The organism is Streptomyces sp. NPDC002838, from assembly GCF_040295365.1.
GTDB lineage: Bacteria > Actinomycetota > Actinomycetes > Streptomycetales > Streptomycetaceae > Streptomyces.
In genome coordinates this window covers 1-20081 of record NZ_JBEOVF010000100.1, presented here as the reverse complement: position 1 = coordinate 20081, position 20081 = coordinate 1, and the positions used below count along the sequence as shown (strand labels likewise).

The 20081-nt window shown below is 69.9% G+C and carries 16 protein-coding genes and 2 pseudogenes; 7 read left to right on the top strand and 11 right to left on the bottom strand.

Annotated features, from left to right (window positions below):
- Positions 1–424: response regulator transcription factor (locus ABT063_RS50340; RefSeq protein ID WP_351068769.1), on the bottom strand; the 424-nt coding region annotated here is incomplete at its 3' end.
- A gap of 93 nt (positions 425–517) precedes the next feature.
- Here ABT063_RS50340 and ABT063_RS50335 point away from each other — a divergent pair.
- Positions 518–1379 (top strand): annotated as a pseudogene (locus ABT063_RS50335) (DUF3152 domain-containing protein).
- 20 nt (positions 1380–1399) lie between these two features.
- Here ABT063_RS50335 and ABT063_RS50330 read toward each other — a convergent pair.
- Genes ABT063_RS50330 through ABT063_RS50320 form a run of 3 tightly spaced genes read right to left on the bottom strand, consistent with a single transcriptional unit; the run spans position 1400 to position 4445 of the window.
- Positions 1400–2680, bottom strand: coding sequence for an ABC transporter substrate-binding protein (locus tag ABT063_RS50330; protein ID WP_351068766.1), 1281 nt, complete (start codon positions 2678–2680; stop codon positions 1400–1402).
- Entirely contained in the window at positions 2680–3513 is an 834-nt protein-coding gene (locus ABT063_RS50325; RefSeq protein ID WP_351068764.1) for a carbohydrate ABC transporter permease, read from the bottom strand. Before ABT063_RS50325 ends, ABT063_RS50330 begins: the two co-directional genes overlap by 1 nt.
- Positions 3510–4445: a carbohydrate ABC transporter permease gene (locus ABT063_RS50320; protein WP_351068761.1), complete on the bottom strand. Its 936-nt coding sequence runs from the start codon at positions 4443–4445 to the stop codon at positions 3510–3512. The genes ABT063_RS50325 and ABT063_RS50320 overlap by 4 nt, the downstream gene beginning before the upstream one ends.
- A gap of 204 nt (positions 4446–4649) precedes the next feature.
- Here ABT063_RS50320 and ABT063_RS50315 point away from each other — a divergent pair, with 204 nt between their 5' ends.
- A complete protein-coding gene (locus tag ABT063_RS50315) occupies positions 4650–5513 on the top strand; it encodes a phosphotransferase enzyme family protein (protein WP_351068759.1) in 864 nt (287 codons plus the stop codon).
- 86 nt (positions 5514–5599) lie between these two features.
- On the opposite strand, the gene ABT063_RS50310 is transcribed toward ABT063_RS50315, so the two are convergent.
- Positions 5600–6541 carry a LysR family transcriptional regulator gene (locus tag ABT063_RS50310; protein WP_351068757.1) on the bottom strand — a complete coding sequence of 314 codons (942 nt, stop codon included), beginning with the start codon at positions 6539–6541 and terminating at the stop codon, positions 5600–5602.
- A 94-nt stretch (positions 6542–6635) separates the two neighbouring features.
- On the opposite strand from ABT063_RS50310, the gene ABT063_RS50305 reads away from it, so the two are divergent.
- Together ABT063_RS50305 and ABT063_RS50300 are read left to right on the top strand one after the other, a co-directional pair.
- Entirely contained in the window at positions 6636–7661 is a 1026-nt protein-coding gene (locus tag ABT063_RS50305) for a DMT family transporter (RefSeq protein ID WP_351068754.1), read from the top strand.
- On the top strand, positions 7631–8128 hold the full coding sequence (locus ABT063_RS50300) for a YbaK/EbsC family protein (RefSeq protein ID WP_351068751.1): 498 nt from the start codon (positions 7631–7633) through the stop codon (positions 8126–8128). The genes ABT063_RS50305 and ABT063_RS50300 overlap by 31 nt, the downstream gene beginning before the upstream one ends.
- A 28-nt stretch (positions 8129–8156) precedes the next feature.
- On the opposite strand, the gene ABT063_RS50295 is transcribed toward ABT063_RS50300, so the two are convergent.
- The 4 genes from ABT063_RS50295 to ABT063_RS50280 form a co-directional block, all read right to left on the bottom strand.
- Complete coding sequence (locus ABT063_RS50295) at positions 8157–8876, bottom strand: 3'-5' exonuclease (protein WP_351068748.1); 720 nt, start codon at positions 8874–8876, stop codon at positions 8157–8159.
- A 158-nt stretch (positions 8877–9034) separates the two neighbouring features.
- On the bottom strand, positions 9035–10276 hold the full coding sequence (locus ABT063_RS50290) for a DUF5919 domain-containing protein (protein WP_351068771.1): 1242 nt from the start codon (positions 10274–10276) through the stop codon (positions 9035–9037).
- A gap of 102 nt (positions 10277–10378) precedes the next feature.
- A complete protein-coding gene (locus tag ABT063_RS50285; RefSeq protein WP_351068746.1) occupies positions 10379–11689 on the bottom strand; it encodes a copper amine oxidase in 1311 nt (436 codons plus the stop codon).
- A gap of 55 nt (positions 11690–11744) precedes the next feature.
- Complete coding sequence (locus ABT063_RS50280; RefSeq protein ID WP_351068743.1) at positions 11745–12569, bottom strand: Tat pathway signal sequence domain protein; 825 nt, start codon at positions 12567–12569, stop codon at positions 11745–11747.
- Between the two features lie 195 nt (positions 12570–12764).
- Here ABT063_RS50280 and glgX point away from each other — a divergent pair, with 195 nt between their 5' ends.
- Positions 12765–14876, top strand: a complete 2112-nt coding sequence (glgX, locus tag ABT063_RS50275; RefSeq protein ID WP_351068740.1) for a glycogen debranching protein GlgX — start codon at positions 12765–12767, stop codon at positions 14874–14876.
- A 63-nt stretch (positions 14877–14939) separates the two neighbouring features.
- On the top strand, positions 14940–17303 hold the full coding sequence (gene treY / locus ABT063_RS50270; protein WP_351068737.1) for a malto-oligosyltrehalose synthase: 2364 nt from the start codon (positions 14940–14942) through the stop codon (positions 17301–17303).
- A gap of 74 nt (positions 17304–17377) precedes the next feature.
- Here the strand turns inward: treY and ABT063_RS50265 are convergent.
- Positions 17378–18144, bottom strand: a pseudogene (locus ABT063_RS50265) (transposase).
- Positions 18145–18258: 114 nt separating this feature from the next.
- Between ABT063_RS50265 and ABT063_RS50260 the strand changes: the two are divergent.
- Complete coding sequence (locus tag ABT063_RS50260) at positions 18259–18654, top strand: hypothetical protein (protein ID WP_351068734.1); 396 nt, start codon at positions 18259–18261, stop codon at positions 18652–18654.
- A gap of 321 nt (positions 18655–18975) precedes the next feature.
- On the opposite strand, the gene ABT063_RS50255 is transcribed toward ABT063_RS50260, so the two are convergent.
- Positions 18976–19545 (bottom strand): suppressor of fused domain protein, encoded by a 570-nt coding sequence (locus ABT063_RS50255; RefSeq protein ID WP_351068731.1) that lies wholly within the window; start codon positions 19543–19545, stop codon positions 18976–18978.
- Positions 19546–20081 lie beyond the last annotated feature (536 nt).

Genomic DNA, 20081 nt, shown 5'->3' with positions numbered 1-20081 from the left:
GGTCGATGGCCAGGTCCCCGTGTGTGTCGATCTTCGGTATGCCCCCGTCGGCGGGCGCGCCGGCCGCCCGGCGCAGCACGGCACGGATGCGCGCCGCCAGCACCCGTGCCTGCACGGGCTTGACCACGTAGTCGTCGGCCCCCGCCTCCAGCCCTACGACGATGTCCTCGTCGTCGCCCCGCGCGGTCGCCATGATGATCGGCAGCGTCTGGTCGAGGGCGCGCATCCCCCGGCACACGTCCAGTCCCGGCATACCCGGCAGCATCAGGTCCAGCACCACGACGTCCGGCCGGAAGGACCGCAGCCGCTCCAGCCCCTCCTCCCCCGTCTCGGCGGCGGCGACCTCGTGGCCCTGACGGCGCAGGGCGAGGGCGACGCCCTCCCGGACGGCACGGTCGTCTTCGATCAGCAGAACTCGTGGCATGGCTTCAGTATCGAGCCTCCAACAAACCTCCGTTACCAATTCGTTGCCATTCGAACCAGGCTTGATCACATCGCGGCCACAACCTGAACGACCATGACCGCGCACAAAGCCACACCCTCCCGCAGCCCCCGCCGTCGGAGCGGCCCCACGCACGCGTCGGCGCGCGGCCGGAAGGGGCCGTTATGGGGCGGGCTCGCCGCGCTGACCGTCCTGGGCGCCGCCGGTTTCGCGGCCGTGGTTTCGACGCCTCCGAACAGGGAGGAGGCGCCGAAAGAGTCCCGCTCCACCGCGCAGGCCAAGCCAGTGGAATCCAGCCCGGCACCCGCCGCACGGCCGACGCGCGGCCCCAAGCTCCTCTCCCAGTTCGTCCGCCCCCGCCAAGCCCCCCATCCCGGCACGGGCCCGGGCACCTTCACCACCGCGTCCGGCACCAGAGCCAAGGCGGGGAAGGGCACGACCCTGCGCTACCGGGTCGACGTCGAGGACGGCATCGACCTGTCCGCCGCGGACGTCGCCGAGCAGGTGGAGCGCATCCTCGGCGACCGGCGCGGCTGGACGGCGGACGGTCACTCGGCGTTCCAGCGGGTCGCGGGCGGCGCCACCGACTTCGTCGTACGGATCGCGACGCCCGGGACCGTGGACCGGATCTGCGGGCAGTACGGGCTGGACACCGGCGGCGAGCTCAACTGCAACGTGGCCAAGAACGTGATGGTCAACCTCGAACGCTGGCTGCTGGCAACTCCCGTCTACGCCAAGGACGTCACGGCCTACCGAGCGCTCATCATCAACCACGAGGTTCGGCCACTTCCTCGGCCACGGCCACGTCGACTGCCCCGGTCCGGGGAAACCGGCCCCCGCGATGATGCAGCAGATCAAGGGCATGCACGGCTGCGTGCCCAATGTCTGGCCGTACGACGAGGAGGGGCGGTACGTCACCGGGCCTGCCGTTCCCTGAGTCCTGACCCCCGTTGAGGCTCAGCGCTGGTACCGGGCCAGCACCAAGTTGCCGTCCTCTTCAAGGCGTTCGCGCAGTTCCTCCAGTCCGATCGCCCCGCTGTAGTACTCCTGGAAGGCGGGTGTGGCGACCTTGTCCTTCCACTCCGGATAGCCCCGGACGGACTGTGCGGGCGCCGGGCGCAGCTGCGCGGCGAGGGCGGTGCCGGTGGCCCAGCCGTCCTTCGCGGTGTGCAGGGCGGGGTCCTCGAGCGCCTGGGTGCCGGTGGGCAGCATCCAGTCGCCCAGGGCGAGCCGGACCATGTTCCGCGGCCGGAGCAGGAAGTCGATGAACTCGACGGCCTCCTTCTTGTGCGGGCTGTCCTCGGCGACGGACAGGGTCTGCGGGCTGACCCCCTGGGTGAGCCCGTCGGCGCCGGCCGGGGCGGGCAGCACCTGCCAGTCGAAGCCCTTCGGCGCCTGCTGGACGATCTGCTGTCGGTACGAGAACCCGAGCGGAACCATCGCGTACTTGCCGCCGAAGAAGCCGGGCAGAGTGTCCGAGCCGCCGCTGCCCAGGGTGGTGGGCGAGGCGCTGCGGTCGGTGTTGGCCTGGTCGTGGATGGTGCGCGGCACGATCTCGTCGGCGGCCTCGAAGCGGACGGTCACCTTGCCGTCCGCGCCCCGGTGGAAGAGCTGTCCGCCCGCCGACAGCGACAGGTTGAGCGTGGCGGAGACGGGCTCCTTGAGCGGCCAGGCCACGCCGTACTTGCCGTCGCCGCTGAGCCGTTCGGTGATCCGGCGGAACTCCGGCCAGCTCCATGGGCGTTCGGGAGTGGGGATCCGTACGCCGGACTCCTTCAGCCAGGCGGCGTTGGCGATGAGCACCCGCGGCTCCTGGAGGAACGGCACGCCGTAGATTCCGTCGCCGAAGGTCGCCGTGTCCCAACTGCGCTGTGGGATGTCCGACTTGAGCCGGGCGGGCAGCAGGTCGGTCAGGTCGGCGAGATAGCCGCCGTAGGCGAAGTCCGCGAGGTCGTCCGAGGCGTCGTGGATGATGTCGGGCGCCTCACCGCCCTCGAAGGAGGTGAGGAGCTGGTCGTGGACGCTGTCCCAACTTCCCTGGACGTACTCCACCTTGACGTCCGGGTGGGTCGCGTTCCACTCCCGCACCAGCTCCTTGTTGGCCTCGACGGACTCCTGCTGCCAGGCGAGGGACTGGAAGCGGAGGGTGATCCGGCCCGTGCCGGAGTCGCTGCCGCCGCCTGTGCAGCCGGCGAGGAGCAGGGCGAGGGCGAGGAGGCCTGCGATTCTGATGCGCATCAGCTCTTCACCGCCCCGGCGAGCATGCCGCTGGTGATCCGCCGTTGGATGATCGCGAAGACGACCAGGGAGGGGAGGGTGGCGAGGAGGGCCGCGGCGGCCAGAGGGCCGAGGTCGGCGACGCCCTCCGCGCCGATGAAATGGGTGAGGACGACCGGCAGGGTCTGCTTCTCCGGCGTCTTCAGCAGCACCAGCGCGAAGAAGAACTCGTTCCACGCGGTGATGAACGCGAACAGTCCCGTCGCCACGATCCCCGGCGCGAGCAGCGGCGCGGTCACCGACACCAGCGTCCGCACCCGCCCGGCCCCGTCGACCGCCGCCGCCTCCTCCAGCTCGGCGGGCACGGCACGGACGTACCCCACGAGCATCCACAGCGCGAACGGCAGCGCCCACACGACGTACACCAGGACCAGCCCCGCCAGGGAGTTGATCATCCGCAGGTTCTTCAGCACCAGGAACAGCGGGATGATCACCAGCACGAGCGGGAACGCCTGGCTGACCACCACCCATCCGGTCGCGGCCTTCGCGAGCCGCGTGCGGTGCCGGGCCATGACGTACGCCAGCGGAGTCGCGATCAGTACGGCGATCAGCGCGGCGCCGAGCGCGGCGAGCAGGGAGTTGCCCGCGGCGCGCAGCAGCGGCTGCTCGTCGAAGGCCTGCCGGAAGTTGTCGAGGGTCGGGTGCTCGGGGATCCAGGTGGGGTGCAGACTGCCCAGCTCGCGCGGCGACTTGAAGGCGGTGGAGACCAGCCAGAGGAAGGGGAAGGCGAGGAAGACGAGATACGCGAGCAGGGCGACGTACTGGCCGACACGGCCGCCGGTGCTGGTCCTCATGAGTCGTCACCTCCCTTGATCCGGCCCACCAGGAAGAGGGCGAGAAGCACGGAGATCAGCGCGACCATCACGCAGCCCATCGCCGCCGCGTAGCCGAACTGGCCGTAGCGGAAGGCCTCTTCGTAGGCGAAGAGCATGGGCAGGCGGGTACGGCCGCCGGGTCCGCCGCTGGTCAGGACGTAGACCAGGGCGAAGGAGTTGAAGTTCCAGATAAAGTTCAGGGCGGTGATCGCGAGCGCGACCGGCCGGAGCGCGGGCCAGGTGACCGTCCGGAAGCGCCGCCAGGCGCCGGCGCCGTCCATCGCGGCCGCCTCGTGGAGTTCGCGCGGGGTGTTCTGCAGACCGGCGAGCAGGGCGACCGTCGTCTGGGGCATGCCGGCCCAGACGCCGACGACGATCACCGCGGGCAGGGCGGTCGCGAGGCCGCTGAGCCAGTCGCGGCCGTCGCCGAGGCCGAGGTCTCGCAGGGTCTCGTTGAGGACGCCGGCGTCCGGGTTGTAGACGAGCCGCCACATCACGCCGACGACGATCTCGGGCATGGCCCAGGGGATGATCGCCAGGGCGCGGGCCAGCCAGCGCAGGCGCAGTTCCTGGTTGAGGAGGAGCGCGAGGCCGAGCGCGAGCAGGAACTGCGGGACGGTCACCCCGACCGCCCAGACCAGACCGATCCGGAACGACTCCCAGAACAGCGTGTCGTGCAGCAGATCCCGGAAGTTGAGACCGCCGATCCACTGCGTGGGCTCGGTCCGGCCCGACTGCGCGTCCGTGAAGGCCAGCAGGATCCCGTACAGCAACGGTCCGACGCTCAGCACGAGGATCGGGATCAGCGCGGGCAGCACCAGGAACCAGGCCCCGTGGTCGGGAGGCCGCCGGCCCCCGTCGGCGCGTGGTGCGCCCTGCGCCGACCGCTTCGTCGCGGTCACCAATGTCACGTAATCGGCTCCTGTCGGGTCCACTGCGCGGCTCGTGACGAGGGTCTGTCCGGGCCCGGCGGGCCTTCGTCATGGTCGTGAAGGGGGTGTGCGTCGTCAAGGCACCTCGTATGCCTTCCGACCTGTGCGAATGCGAGACTGGCGGGCGAGTGGCGGGAACCCGACGCCGTTCACGGAGGCATACGAGGACTGGGAGACCGAGGGATGGACGAGGCACGGGCGCGTGACGTATTGGTCGCGGCGGGGGTACTCCCCGGCCCGGCACGGGACGCTCAGTTGCTCGCTCTCGGCGAGAACGCGGTGTTCGCCGCCGGTGACCTGGTCGTCAAGGTGGGCCGCGACGCCGAGCTCCTCGACCGGGCGCGCCGCGAACTCGACATCGCGGTGTGGCTCGCGGAGGCGGGCGTGCCCGCGGTGCGGGCGGCTGAGCCCAAGGCGTTGCTGGTCGAGGGGCACCCGGTGACGGTGTGGCACCGGCTGCCCGATTCCGTACGGCCCGCCGAGCCACGGGATTTGGCCGAACTGCTACGCCTCGTCCACGCCCTGCCCGCGCCTCCCTTCGAGCTGCCGCCCCGTGACCTGCTGGGCGGTGTGGAACGCTGGCTGCGCCTCGCGGGCGACGCGATCGACCCGGCCGACGCGGCGTACCTGCGCGAGCGCCGCGACGGCTTCGCGACAGCCGCGGCAGCGTTGACGCCGCATCTGCCGCCAGGTCCGATCCACGGCGACGCGCTCCCCCGCAACGTGCACGTCGGCCCGGGCGGTCCGGCCCTGGTCGACCTCGAGACCTTCTCCGCCGACCTGCGCGAGCACGACCTGGTGGTCATGGCCCTCTCGCGCGACCGCTATGGGATGCCTGCCGCGGCTTACGACTCGTTCATCTCGGCGTACGGCTGGGATGTGCGGGAGTGGTCGGGCTGCGGGGTGCTGCGGGGGGCCCGGGAGACGGCGAGTTGCGCGTGGGTGGCTCAGCATGCGCCGAGCAATCCGAAGGCGTTGGTCGAGTTCGAGCGGCGGGTGGCGTCGTTGCGGGACGGGGATGAGTCGGTGCGGTGGTATCCGTTCTGAGCGCCTAGGGTTCGGGGACTTGCTCGTTTCGGGCGGCTACGGGTCCTATGCGGCTGGTCGCGCCCGCGCGGCGGAGCCGCATATCGTCACAGCCCCGCGCCCCTTGGGGACGTCACCTCGCCGTCGGTGTCTTGGTCCTGGATGGTTCTTGCGGCGCGACGCAGCTCGGTGAGGACCGTGCGGACCGCCTTGCGCGCCGTTCGTTCCGGGCGGTGCAGGGCGTCGATGTGCCGTCTCGCCCGCACCCCGCTGAGCGGCCTCAGGACCAGCTCGGGGTGCGGACGCATCGTCCAGCGCGGCATCAGCGCGAGGCCTCCCCCGGCGGCGACCGCCTCTGCGGCCACCGCGAACTCGTTGATGCGGTGGACGAGATGGAGGCGGCGGCCCGCCGCCGCGGCGATGGCCTCGATGGTCGCCATGACCGGGAAGCCGTCGTGCACGGTGATCCACGGCTCGTCGGCCACGTCGTCCGGAGTGAGCCGGCGTTTGGCGGCGAGTGGATGGCCGGCGGGCAGTGCCACGTCGAGCGGTTCGCGCAGCAGCGTGGTCGCGGTCACCGCGCGCGGCCAGGGCGGGGCGTGGTCGAGGCGGTGGGCGAGCACGAGGTCGTACTCCCGCGTGAGCCGGGGGAAGTCGTCCTGGGCGACGTCCTCGTCGGCGAGCGCGAGCACCGGGTGTCCGGGACCGGTGAGAGCCCGCAGCAGCAGGGGGAAGAACGCCGCGCCGGCGCTGTGGAACGCCGCCACCGACACCCCTCCCTCCGGTCGGTCCACGAACTCCTCGACCGTGTGCCGGGCACGCGCCAGCGCCGTCTCCACCTCGATCGCCGCGCCCGCCAGCGCCTGCCCGGCGTCCGTGAGCACCAGCCGCCGCCCGTGGCGCTCGGTCAGCGGCACGGGGATCGAGCGCTGCAACAGCCGCAGCTGCTGCGAGATCGCCGACGGTGTCACCAGCAGCGCCTCGGCGACCGCGGTGACGCTGCCCAGTTCGCCCAGCTCCCGCAGAATCCGCAACTGCCGTTCGTCCACCTCCTCAGTGTAGGAGCACTCTGTAGGACTGCTAAAAGATCGTTTAAGAAAGTGGTTCTGGGCTTCAGCGGGCTGCTCGGTGCACCGTAGGCGGGTGTCCGACGCCCGCCGTACCGATGCGGTACTTCTCCTGGTCGCGCTCGTCTGGGGTTCCAGCTATCTGTCCGCCCAGACCGCCACCGCGGCTCTCCCCGTCCTGCTGGTCCTGCTCGCCCGGTACGCCCTGTCCGCGCTCGCCTGTCTCGGCCTCGTCACCGCCCGGGCCGGCTCCCGGGGCGGCCCCCGCCGATGGACCCGCGACGAACTCCGGGCCGGCATACCCCTGGGGGTCACACAGGCCGCCGTCCTGGTCGTGGAGACATACGGCGTCGCCCACACCAGCGCCGCCAACGCGGGGCTGATCATCAGCCTGACCATCGTCCTCACCCCCTTCCTCGACCGCGCCGGTCATCCGGGCGGGCTGCCTCCCGCCTTCTACGCCGCCGCCGGCGTGTGTGTCCTCGCCGTCGGACTCCTCATGTCCGGCAACGGATTCCACGCGCCCCGCCTCGGCGACCTGCTGATGCTCGGCGCGGCCCTCGTCCGCGCGGTGCACGTGGCCCTCGTCGGCCGGCTCACCGTGGGCCGGGCGATACGCCCGCTGCACCTGACGACGGTGCAGACCCTCGTCGGCACGGCCCTGTTCCTGGCGCCGGCCGCCCACGAGCTGCCGACTCTGGCCCGTACCGACGCGGCGACCTGGACGCAGCTGGTCTATCTCGCCCTGTTCTGCAGTGTCTTCGCCTTCCTCGTCCAGACCTGGGCGGTGCAGCGCACCTCGGCCAGCCGGGCCAGTCTGCTGCTGGGCACGGAGCCGATCTGGGCCGCCGCGGTCGGCATCGCCCTGGGCGGCGAGCACTTCACACCGCTCACCGGCCTCGGCGCGGCCCTGATGGTCGCCGGTACCTACTGGGGTCAGACGGTGGAACGCGCCCACCGCGCCAAGGTCCTCCGCGCCGAGGTCCTTCGCGCCGACGCCCGCCCCACCGACACCCCGCGAACCGACACCCTCCGCGAGACCGAAACCCAACGCACCGAAGAGGACCCCCCATGCCCGACCACGACACTTACCAACGTCTGATCTCCCTGCTCGACACCTCCTCCGTCGACTACCACCTCATCGACCACGCCCCCGAAGGCACCACCGACACCGTCAGCACACTGCGCGGGCACCCCGCCTCCGAGGCGGCGAAGTGCATCGTGCTGCGGGTGAAGGTGGACCGCCGCACCACACGGCACGTCCTCGCGGTCGTCCCCGGGGACCGGCGTGTGGATCTGGATGCCGTCCGGGCGCTGTTCGCGGCGCGTTACGTCGGGTTCAGCGACGCCGAGACGGCCGAGCGCCTGGCCCGCGCGGTGCCCGGCACCGTGCTGCCCTTCAGCTTCGAACCCGAGCTCGAACTCGTCGTCGATCCGGACGTCGTGGCACAGGACCGGCTGTACTTCAACGCGGCCCGGCTGGACCGGTCCCTGCGCATGTCGGGTGCGGACTACGCACGGGTCGCCCTGCCCCGGGTGGAACGGATCGCCGGCCCGGCACTTGTGTGAAGGCCCCGCTCCGGTGTGACGGCCCTGCTCACACCGGCTCGTCGGCGAACTCCCGCAGGGGCCACGTGCCGTCCACCACCGCTGCCGCGTCGCCCTTGCGGCGCAGGAAGCTCTGGAAGTCCGCCGCCCACTCGGCGTACCACTCGATCTGGCGGCGGTGCAGCTCCGCCGGGCCGAGGGCCGCGACCTTGGGGTGGCGGCCGGCTATGGCGCAGGCCAGCCGGGCCGCGGCGAGGGCGTCGGCCGAGGCGTCGTGGGCGGAGTCGAGCGGGACGCCGTACTCCGTGCAGACCGCTTCGAGGTTGCGCTTGCCGCGGCGGTAGCGGTCGGCCCAGCGGTCGATCGTGTACGGGTCGATGACCGGCGCGGGGTCGATGCCGAGGCGGTCCCGCAGGGACGGCAGGCCGTGCCTGTGCAGTTCGGCGGAGAGCAGCGTGAGGTCGAAGGCCGCGTTGTAGGCGACGACCGGGACGCCCGTCTTCCAGTACGCCACGAGGACGTCCGCGACGGCGTCCGCCACCTGGTCGGCCGGGCTGCCCTCGGCGGCCGCGCGCTCGTTGCTGATCCCGTGCACCGCGACCGCGTCCGCCGGGATCTCCACGCCCGGATCCGCCAGCCACTCCCGGCGCCCCACGGGCTGCCCGGCCCGGACCTCGATCACGGCCGCCGTGACGATACGCGCCTCGCGCGGATCGGTCCCGGTCGTCTCCAGGTCGAAGCCGATCAGCAGCTCCCGGTGCCAGCCCATGGGCGGTCCCCCTTCTTGGTGGTGCTTTCCCCCAGTGGTCCCCACGATCCCATGAGCCACTGACAATCAGAGGACCGCATTCCGCTTAGCCGCCGGGACAGTTCAGGACATGCGGAGCGAATCCACCCAAGATTCCGGAGATTCCGGGGCCGACGACTTCAGGACACCGGCCGCGAATCCACCCAAGCCAGCTCGAACTCCTCGCGATAGGTCGGAAACAGTCCGCTCTCGTCCACTTCGCCCGGCTTCACCAGCTTGCCCCCGCCGCGCAGGACCAGCACCGGCGCCTCCATACCGCGCGACCGGCGCAGATAGGACTGCACCACGGCGATGCCGTCCGAGCCGTCGCCGTCCACGAGGTAGGCGGTGAAGCGGGGCGTCTCGTCGTAGACCTGGATCTCGAAGGCGCCGGGGTCGCGCAGCTTCGAGCGCACCCGGCGCATGTGTAGGATGTTCATCTCGACGGCGCGACTCAGCTCGCCGCGCTTGATGCCGAGTTCGCGCTCGCGCCGCTTGACGGCGCTGGAGGCCGGGTTCAGGAACAGCAGCCGCACCCGGCAGCCGGACTCGGCCAGGCGCACCAGGCGGCGGCCGGAGAAGTTCTGCACGAGCAGGTTGAGGCCGATGCCGACGGCGTCGAGGCGGCGGGCGCTGCCGAAGATGTCCTCGGCCGGGAACTGGCGCAGCAGCCGCACCCGGTCGGAATGCACCGCGACCACGTCCGCGTACCGGTCGCCGACGAGGTCCTCGACCGCGTCGACGGGCAGCCGGCGGGCGGACGGCACGTCGCTGCCCGTGCCCAGCATCTCCAGCAGCCGGGCCGAGGCACGCTCGGCCTGGCCGAGGACGGCCTCGGACAGGGCCCGGTTGCGGGAGACGACGTTGCGGGTGACCTCCAGCTCGTCCAGGGCGAGTTCGACGTCCCGGCGCTCGTCGAAGTAGGGCTCGAAGCACGGCCAGTGCTGCACCATCAGCTCGCGCAGCTGCGGCAGGGTGAGAAAGCTGAGGACGTTGTCGTCGGCCGGGTCGAGCAGGTAGCCCTTGCGGCGGCTGACCTCGCGGACGGCGACCGCGCGCTGGACCCACTCCTGCCCGGCCGGTCCGGCGGCGGCGACCACCCAGTCGTCGTGGCCGTGGACGGGTTCGTAGATGGGGCGCAGAACGGCGGCCACGACGGCGCGCAGCCGCTGTTCGACGAGGTTCAGCCAGATGTAGGCACGGCCGGCCCGCTGGGCGCGCGTACGCACCTCGCGCCAGGCGTCGGCGTCCCAGTTCAGCTCCGGCCCGATGGCACCCGTGTCCATCGGCCGGGCCAGCGACACCGTGCCGGGCGGGACGTCTGTGGAGTTCCCCTCGTGACCCTCGTCACCAGGGGGCAGCTCCAGCCCTCCCGAGCCCACCCGCGCACCGCCTTCCGCTCCCCCGAGCACCGCCCTTGTCAACGATCAAGGAAGGGTACTCCGGGAGCGGTCGGCGGTGCAGCCGGATGGACAGGTAGTTTCTCAACTACCGTCCCGCGGGCGCCCGTTCTCACCGGCGAGCGCCGGCGGAGTGAGCGGATTCATAGCGGTGACGTCACGCGGTGCGATGGAGAAGCCCTGCCAGTGGACCGGCATGGGCTGCTGGTCCTCGTCGCGGGCTATGTGGTGGAAGCCCACGTTCACCCAGGCCACGGGGTGGGTGAGGGTCTGCCCGTTCACCCACTTGTCGACGGACTTGGGATGGGTCTGGTCGCAGCGCGGGTTGTTGCTGGCGAACAGCTCGCACTTGTTGTACTGGGTGAAGTAGACGTCGTGCTTGGTGAAACTGCGGCCCGGGTAGCGGGTGGTGGGGCCGGGGACGATCTCGTACGACCGTGCGTGCCAGTCCTTGTTCTTGCCGGTCGCGCTGACCATGCGCCACCAGCGGTAGGTCTTGGCGTCGCCGGCGCCTTCCTTGGTGACCTTGGTGCGGGTGGTCTTGGTGGTCGGGGTCAGCCGGCCGCGGGGGGTGACGACCGAGTCGTACTGCTCGACATGGTTCTTGGTGGAGCCGTCGAGGGCGAAGTCGAGCCGCCAGAAGGCGTTGTGGCTGTGGCTGGTGGCCTTGGCCCTCGGGCCCTTGCCGATGGGCCAGCCGCGCCCGTCGCCCGCGTCATAGTCGAACGGCGAGAGGCTGCCCGTCGCGCCGACGTTCATGTTGATCGTGCCGTCGTCCTGGAAGCGCCACTCGGTCATGTACTCGTACCAGCCGACCTGGTTGACCGTGTAGACGAGGAGGTCCTTGCCCTGGGCCTGGTAGACCTTGTTCCCGGTGTCGCTCTGCATGCGGTAGGCGTGGCCGCGGGAGCGCGTGGTGGTGCACAGGCCCTTGATGTTCGGGTTCTCGTCCGGGTAGTAGTCCGGGACCTTGACGGTCTTGATGGTGCCGCCGGGGCACTCGGCAGGCGCCAGGGGCATCAGGTCCTTGGCGAAGTCCTGGCCCGTCAGGTCGTCGTACTCCTCCTTGCCGTCGTCGTACGGGACGTGGATCTGGCCGAGCCGGGCGCTGTTGAGGACCTTGATCGGCTTGGCCTCGCCCTTGGGCTGGTAGGAGACGTCGTCCAGGATTAGGCCGGCCATGCCGTCGTAGCGCCAGCACATCCGCCAGGTCGTGCCGGTGGAGAGTTTCTGCTCGATGCGGTAGGCGGCACTGCAGTCGGCGGCCGGCGCGGCGGCCGCCCTCGGCTGGGCGGCGGCCGGTCCCGTGCCGGTCGTCAGACCGGCGGCCAGCGCGGCCACGGCGAGGCCGAGGGCCGTCCGGCTGCGGGCACGGCTCATTTCGTTCAGGCGCATGAAGAAGTGGCTCCCTTGCAGGAGGTGCAGGTTCGAAAGGTGGACGGAGGTCGGGTCAGCGGTCGAGCTCGGCGACCTTGCGGGTGCTCAGGTCGATCACCAGGGACCTGGTGTCGATCCACGGCCCGTTCTTGACCTTCGGGAACAACCGCACGCAGCGGTGCTCGCCGCACTTGTCCAGTGCGGCGGGCTGGGCACCCGGCGTGGACCGGTAGACGCCGCCGCTCAGCCTCAGCTGGTCCGGGGAGGTGAGCTCCTTGCCGGTGGCGTCCTTGTAGTCCGCCTTGAGGCCCGCGCCCAGCGGGTCGGCGATCAGGAGGCTCGCCGCCTCGATGCTCTCGGCCCGGCTCGGCGGCGGCTGGACGCCCCGCTGCTCGGTGGTCTGGACGACCTTTCCGGCGTCGAGGTCGACGGTCTTGGTGACGAGGGTGTCGTCCCGGTAGTCGTAGTACGTCACGTCGGCACGCCGGGGCCCGTCCGAGGTGTCGGCCTGGTCGGCCTCCGGCTCGGCGAGGCCGACGGTGAGGCGCTGCGGCCCGCGCTCGCCCTCGACGTTCTCGCTGGCGTTGAACAGCTGACGGTTCACAGCGATCTGTTCGACCCGCTCGATCTCGTCGTCGGTCAGCGGATCGCTGCCCTTGCCCTTCTCACCCTCGGCCGGGGCCTGCTCGACGACCCCGGGTGCGACGGCCGCACCCTGGCCCTGGCCCTCTTCCTGCCCTGCCTGTCGCGTGGACTGGCTGCCCGCCCGTCCGGCATCGGTTTCATCGGCCCCCGCCGTCCCCGGAAGGGTGATTCCGACCATCACGGCGGTCGAGGCCACCGTGATGGCCGCACCGGCCACCACCTTTCCCAGATGGCGGTGCACTATCTCGCGCACATCTTCCCCCTACTCCCCGAACCTTCACGGGAGTATGTGTTTGCCCCACTGGTTCGGCATACCGGCCGCGTTGACCTGGGTATGCACTGGTCGCCCGGTAAGAGGGACGTAAGTCATAGGTGGTTCCATCACTTTCGGGGACACTCGACGCCAAGGCGCCCCCAGCGGCGCGGGACACCTGGAAGAGTCGTATCCATGCAGGTCTGGCCTGGAGAGGCATATCCACTCGGTGCCACGTACGACGGCGCCGGCACCAACTTCGCGGTCTTCACGGAGGCCGCGGACCGAGTAGAGCTGTGTCTGCTGCACGACGACGGCTCGGAGACGGCGGTGGAACTGCGGGAGAGCGACGCGTTCGTGCGGCACGCGTACCTGCCGGGCGTCATGCCGGGACAGCGGTACGGGTTCCGTGTGCACGGCCCGTACGCCCCCGAGCGCGGCCTGCGCTGCAACTCGGCGAAGCTGCTGCTCGATCCGTACGCGCGCGCGATCAGCGGTTCGATCCACTGGGGCGAGGAGGTCTACGGCTACCACTTCGACGCACCCGACAAGCGCAACGACCTGGACTCGGCGCCGCACACGATGACGTCCGTCGTGGTCAACCCGTACTTCGACTGGGGCGACGACCGGCGCCCGCGCACCGAGTACCACCACACGGTGATCTACGAGGCCCATGTCAAGGGCCTCACCATGCGGCACCCGGGGCTGCCGGAGGAGCTGCGCGGCACCTACGCCGCGCTCGCGCACCCGGCGATCATCGAGCACCTGACCGAGCTGGGCGTCACGGCACTGGAGCTGATGCCCGTACACCAGTTCGTGAACGACCACCGCCTGGTCGACATGGGCCTGAACAACTACTGGGGCTACAACACCATCGGCTTCTTCGCCCCGCACAACGCGTACGCCTCCTGGGGCGACCGCGGCCAGCAGGTACTGGAGTTCAAGTCGGCGGTGCGGGCGCTGCACGAGGCCGGCATCGAGGTCATCCTGGACGTGGTCTACAACCACACCGCCGAGGGCAACCACCTGGGGCCGACGCTGTCCTTCAAGGGCCTGGACAATCCGCAGTACTACCGCCTGGCGGACGATCCCCGCTACTACATGGACACCACGGGGACCGGGAACTCGCTGCTCATGCGGTCCCCGCACGTCCTGCAGCTGATCATGGACTCGCTGCGGTACTGGGTCACGGAGATGCACGTCGACGGGTTCCGCTTCGACCTCGCGGCCACTCTGGCGCGGCAGTTCCACGAGGTGGACCGGCTGTCGTCGTTCTTCGACCTGGTGCAGCAGGACCCGGTGGTCTCCCAGGTGAAGCTGATCGCCGAGCCCTGGGACGTGGGCGAGGGCGGCTACCAGGTGGGCAATTTCCCGCCGCTGTGGACCGAGTGGAACGGCGAGTACCGCGACACCGTACGGGACCTGTGGCGCGGCGAGCCGCGCAAGCTCGCGGAGTTCGCGTCCCGGCTGACCGGCTCGTCGGACCTCTACCAGGACGACGGCCGCCGCCCACTGGCCTCCATCAACTTCGTGACCTGCCACGACGGGTTCACGCTGCGCGACCTCGTCTCGTACAACGAGAAGCACAACCACGCCAACGGCGAGGACAACCGGGACGGCGAGAGCCACAACCGGTCCTGGAACAGCGGCGTGGAGGGCGAGACCGACGACCCGGCCGTGCTGGAGCTGCGCGCCCGGCAGATGCGGAACTTCATCGCCACGCTGATGCTGTCCCAGGGCGTGCCGATGATCAGCCACGGCGACGAGGTCGCGCGCACCCAGCGCGGCAACAACAACGCGTACTGCCAGGACAGTGAGCTGGCCTGGGTGGAGTGGCCGGACGGCGAGGGCATCAGCCAGGAGCTGTTGGACTTCACGCGCGCGATGGTGTGGCTCCGCAAGGACCATCCGGTCTTCCGCCGGCGCCGTTTCTTCCACGGCCGGCCCGTGGAGGGCACCCACGACGAGCTGTCGGACATCGCCTGGTTCACCCCGGAGGGCCAGGAGATGACCCAGCGTGACTGGGACCGGGCGCAGGCCTCGGCGCTGACGGTGTTCCTGAACGGCAACGCGATCTCCGAGCCCGATGCGCGCGGGGAACGGATCACCGACGACTCGTTCCTGCTGATGTTCAACGCCTCCCCCAGGACGCTGGACTTCGTGGTGCCGGTCAACCACGGCCGGCAGTGGCAGGTGGTGGTCGACACCGCCCGCACGGACGGCGTACCGCCGGGCGCGAAGGTGCAGGCCGGGGACCGGCTGACGCTGGTGGACCGGAGCATGACGGTGTTGCAGCGGCCTGTCTAGGGCTGTGGTGCACATGGAGGGGTTGATGACACGAAAGGCTGCCGGGCGGGTACGTAGGTTTGCATGACACCTGAGCGACCTGACCCGGCGGTGCCGACGGCCACGTACCGGCTGCAGCTGCAGCCCGAGTTCCCGTTCGGGGCCGCGGCGGCGGTCGTGCCGTACCTGGCATCGCTCGGCGTCTCGCACCTGCACCTGTCCCCCGTCCTGGAGGCCGTCCCCGGCTCCCCGCACGGCTACGACGTCGTGGACCACGCGCGCGTGCGCGAGGAGCTGGGCGGCGAGGAGGGGCTGCGGGCACTGGCGGGCACCGCCCGCGAGCACGGGCTCGGCCTGATCGTCGACATCGTCCCGAACCACATGGCCATGGCCCCGCGCCACAACCGCGCCCTGTGGGAGGTGCTGCGCGAGGGCCCCAAGTCGCCGTACGCGCGCTGGTTCGACATCGACTGGGAGGCGCAGGGCGGCCAGGTGCTGCTGCCGGTGCTCGGGGGACCGCTGGGCGCGGAGATCGACCGGTTGGAGGTCGACGGGAACCTCCTGCGCTACTACGACCATGTGTTCCCGCTGCGCGAGGCCACCGAGGATCTGCCGCTGCCGCAGCTGCTGGACGCGCAGTGGTACCGGCCGGTGTGGTGGCGCCTGGCCCGTACCGACCTCAACTACCGCCGCTTCTTCAGCATCTCGGAGCTCATCGGGGTCCGGGTGGAGGACCCGGAGGTCTTCGAGGCCACACACGCCAAGATCCTCGCGCTGCTCCACGAGGGCGTGATCGACGGCCTGCGCATCGACCATCCCGACGGGCTCGCCGACCCCGACGCCTACCTGCTGCGGCTGCACGAGGCGACCGGCGGCCGCTGGACGGTCGTGGAGAAGATCCTCGCGGACGGAGAACCCCTGCCCGCCTCCTGGCCCGTCGCCGGCACCACCGGCTACGACGCGCTGCGGCACATCGACGGCCTCTTCACGGACCCGGCGGGCTTCGGTGAACTCCTCGGCCAGTACCGGCGGTTCGCGGCCCCGCAGACGGACCGGGGCGGGGACTGGGAGGCGACGGTACGGCGGGCGGCGTACAAGGTGCTCACGCACGAACTGGCCACCGAGATCGAGCGGCTGACGCGCGTGGCGAGCCGTGTGTGCGATTCGGCGCCAGAACCCGCGCTGCGCGACCGCGCACCCTGGGCACTGCGCACCGCGCTGCAGGAGCTTCTCGTCCGCCTGGAGGTCTACCGGCCGTACGCCTCCGGGGACGCGTCCCGGGTCGTCACCGAGGAGGCCGCGGCCGAGGCCAAGCTCGCCTTCGTCGTCCCCGAGGAGGCGGGTGCGGTCGACGTCGTACGGGACCTGGTGCTCGGGCGGTACGGAGACGAGCCCGGCCATGTGGAGTTCCGGACGCGCTTCGCGCAGACGGCATCGGCCCTACGGGCCAAGTCCGTGGAGGACACGGCGTACTACCGCTATGTGCCGCTGCTGTCGGCGACCGAGGTGGGCGGGAACCCGGGCAGCCCGGCCGTGCCGCCGGAGGACTTCCACGCCTACTGCGCACGCGTGCAGCGCGACTGGCCGGCGACCGGCACCGTGGTGTCGACGCACGACACCAAGCGCAGTGCCGATGTGCGGGCGGCGCTGGCCGTGCTCACCGAGTGCCCGCAGCGGTGGGCGGACGTACTGGCCGAGGTGACGCGCACCGGGGAGGGCGTACCGGACGCGCAACTGGCATGGGCGGCCTGGCAGACGGTGTTCGGGCTGGGTCCCGCCACCGCGGAACGCGTCCAGGGCGCCCTGCTGAAGCACGTGCGCGAGGCCGGGCTGTACACGAGCTGGACGGAGCAGGAACCGCCGTACGAGGAGGCGGTGGCGGCTTTCGTCGCGGCCGGGCCGTGCGGGGCGGCGGGCGAGCGGGTGACCGCCTTCCGGGACTCGCTGGCCCCGCACATCCGGGCGAACGTGCTGGGCACGGCCCTGCTGCACCTGACGATGCCGGGCGTGCCGGACGTCTACCAGGGCACGGAGGCCGAGTATCTGGCCCTGGTGGACCCGGACAACCGGCGGCCCGTGAGCTTCCCGCCGTCGGCCCCCGGCGACAAGGGTGCGCTGACGCGGGCGGCGCTGCGGCTGCGGGCGCGGCGGCCGGAGGTCTTCGGTGACGCGGCTACGTACGCGCCGGTGGCCGCCGAGGGTCCGGCCGCTGCCCACTGTGTGGCGTTCGTGCGGTCTGGGGCGGTGCTCACCGCCGTGACCCGGCTGTCGCTGCGGTTGGCGGAGGCGGGGGGTTGGCGGGAGACGGTGTTGGCGTTGCCGCCGGGGCGGTGGGTGGATGTGGTGGGTTCTGGGCGGGAGTTCGTGGGGCACGCGCGTGTGGGGGAGCTTTTTGAGGGGGTGCCGGTGGCTTTGCTGGAGCGGGTTGGCGAAGGGGAGTCGGAGTGATGCGGCTAAGGGATGTCCCGTAAATGATCTCCGGATCGGCTCAGGCAGGGTTGGCCGCCGCACGACCCTCTGATCTAGCCGGCGAGGGCGAGGTTGTGCATCCGGGCGATGCCGAGCATGGCGTGGTGGACGCCGTCGCCTTTGAGGCGGCAGTCGCGGAGGATTTTCCAGGTCTTCATGCGGGCGAAAACGTGCTCGACGCGGGCGCGGACCTGCTTGTAGGACTTGTTGTATTCCTCTTTCCAATCCGGGAGTTCGGCCTGGCCGCGCTCACAACGGTGCGGGATGACGAGTCCGGTGCCCAGGTAGCCGCCGTCGGCGATCGTGAGGGTCTTGCCGACAGCGGCCTTGGCGCCAGACTCCTCCCACGCCTTGCAGTCGTTGCGGTTGCCGGCGAGCGGCCGGCCGACCGCGACGACCAGGCGGGGGTCGGCGTCGATGACGACCTGGTTGGTGGTGTACCGATAATTCTTCGACCGCTCGGCGACGGTGTGCTCCCGGGTGGGGACCAGGGTGCCGTCCACGATGAGCACGGTGCCCTTGGCGAACCGCCTGCGGGGCCGCAGGGCAAGCGCGGGACCGAGGTGGTCGATAATCCGGTCGGCCGCGGACTTCGAGATGCCGAAGAGCGGCGCGAGTTGGCGCATCGTCAAATTCGTGCGCAGTAGGCCGACACGAGCAGTACCCGGTCCTCCAGCGGAAGGGACCACGGCCGGCCCTTGCGGACCGGATCCGCACCTTCGCGGCGCAGCGCGGTCACCAGCTTCCTGAAGGAACGCGGGCTCAGCCCACTGAACGGGGCTATCCAAGACGACTCCGACGCCGTGATCACACCAGCCACCACAAGATCGTTCCATGATGCCCGGCACAACATCGCGCTCCTCTGTCTCCCCGCCCAGCGCAGGCCACGCCGCATCCTGTAGCAACGCCCACGTTCAGTCTCTACAGTCACCGCATGGCCACCGAAGACGAGCCCCCAAGTCAGGCCGACATCGCCGCGATGCTCACCAACCAGACGAGCGCGTGCAAGCCAGCACGCGAGGCCATCGCCGCCGGCGCCGAGGTAAGAGTTAGGGATAGGGCGGTGCCCCAGTGGATGGTCGCCGGCATCGCCGCAACGAGGTTGAAACGGTCGTTGGCCCGCGGCCTGCAAGAGACCATCGGCCTCGACGAGACCGTTGAGATCCTCGCAGGGCACCGCGGCGAGCAACTGCGTACCGGGAACATCGACGCAGCAGACCGGCTCTGGTTCTTCACTCTGTACTTCGACGCCGCCGGGACCGAGCTCTTGGCGTGCAGCGGTGTCAAACGCTCTCGGAGGCCCAGCACGAAGGACTCGTTCGAGCCCTGAGCTGATCCGCATCCGCCCTCTGCCCGACCGCAGCCGCCGCTACCTGCAGAACCTCAGCTTCGAGCAAGCATGACGTCACTTCCTTGTCAACGGCTTCTCGCCGCATATCTGCCACCGACGTGACCTCTAGCCCCCATGTGGGAACTCCTTCCGACCTTTACGTCAACTATTGCCGTTAAGATGCGGTAGCCCCACCAAAGATTGATCCTTGGCGGGGCCATTTCGCTGCGCTGAAATTCAGCTGAGATCCCGGTAGTGAGCTGGTAAATATGCGACCCACCTGTCGAAATCCTTCGCAATGCGAGCAGGTGGTGGCTCACGCTAGACGGTCGACATGCGCAATGGATCTAGGAGGTTAACCCCGGAACCTTCGAGGCGCTCCTCCAGCGCTTCTGTCCCGCTCACTTTCGCGAGCTCCGCTTCTTCCGCGGAGATCGGAATGAGCCAAAGATACGTGATTTCCTTCCCTTCCGTCATGCAGATAGCCGCCCTTCTGTCCAAGGCGTATGGCCAGGACACAAGAAGATGACTGTTCTCGGAGCCCTCCATCCACGGTCGTCCAATGTCCAGCACAGATCCGTGGCTCAAGCGATGCTGCGGATAGCTGTGATAGTGGGCGACCATTGCGAGAGTCTCGACATGACGGGGAGACTCGGTGGGTGACATGATGAAGAATTCCCGCATCTCCTCGTCGTCGACACCGAAAGCACCAGCCGACAGATAGATGTACGAATCGCCTGGCCCGAGAGGAGAGATCCGCTGCACCGTAAAACTGGGCAGCACGTCTCCGATCGGGCCGATTACCCACCGAAACTCCTCGTGAAGACGGTCGGGCCAGCTAGCCGTCAGATGCTGTCGTAGTTCCTTGTGTACCGCTTCCGAGTATCCCATTACCTCATCCCGAACGCCTTGGCGATTCGCCGAGATATTCTCGCCATGACCGCACCCTGACTTCTCTGACATGCAAGGCAGGCAGCCCCATTGATCCCGACTTGCGCATATGCGCGCCGCTGAGCGTCCGTCATCTGCCATCCTCCGTGGAAGTAGTAATGGAGAACGAGTGGCGGGTCATGCTCGGGGACCGGCGCATGCCTTGCGCCCAGTTGCATGATATTGCCACACTCCGGGCACGGTTGCCCTGTCGCTGCAGAACGAGCGGCCTGCCCTGCCGGGGAGGTCGTCTGGGCGCCACCGTAGTCGCGCTGCCGGTTGTACCTCTGAGTCGGCATTGCAGTCTGCGTATCCGTGATGACGCCGCTACTGTCGACCTCGAATCGCGCTACACCACAGTTGTGGGCGAGGACTGGGGCCGCCCCGGCGAGGACGTAATAGGTGTGGGTGTCGGTGACGGTGAGGTTGTGGACTGTTGCCTGTCGGGCTGTCCATGCCTGGATGGCGCTGATCTGGGTCCAGGTGCCTGAGGAGGT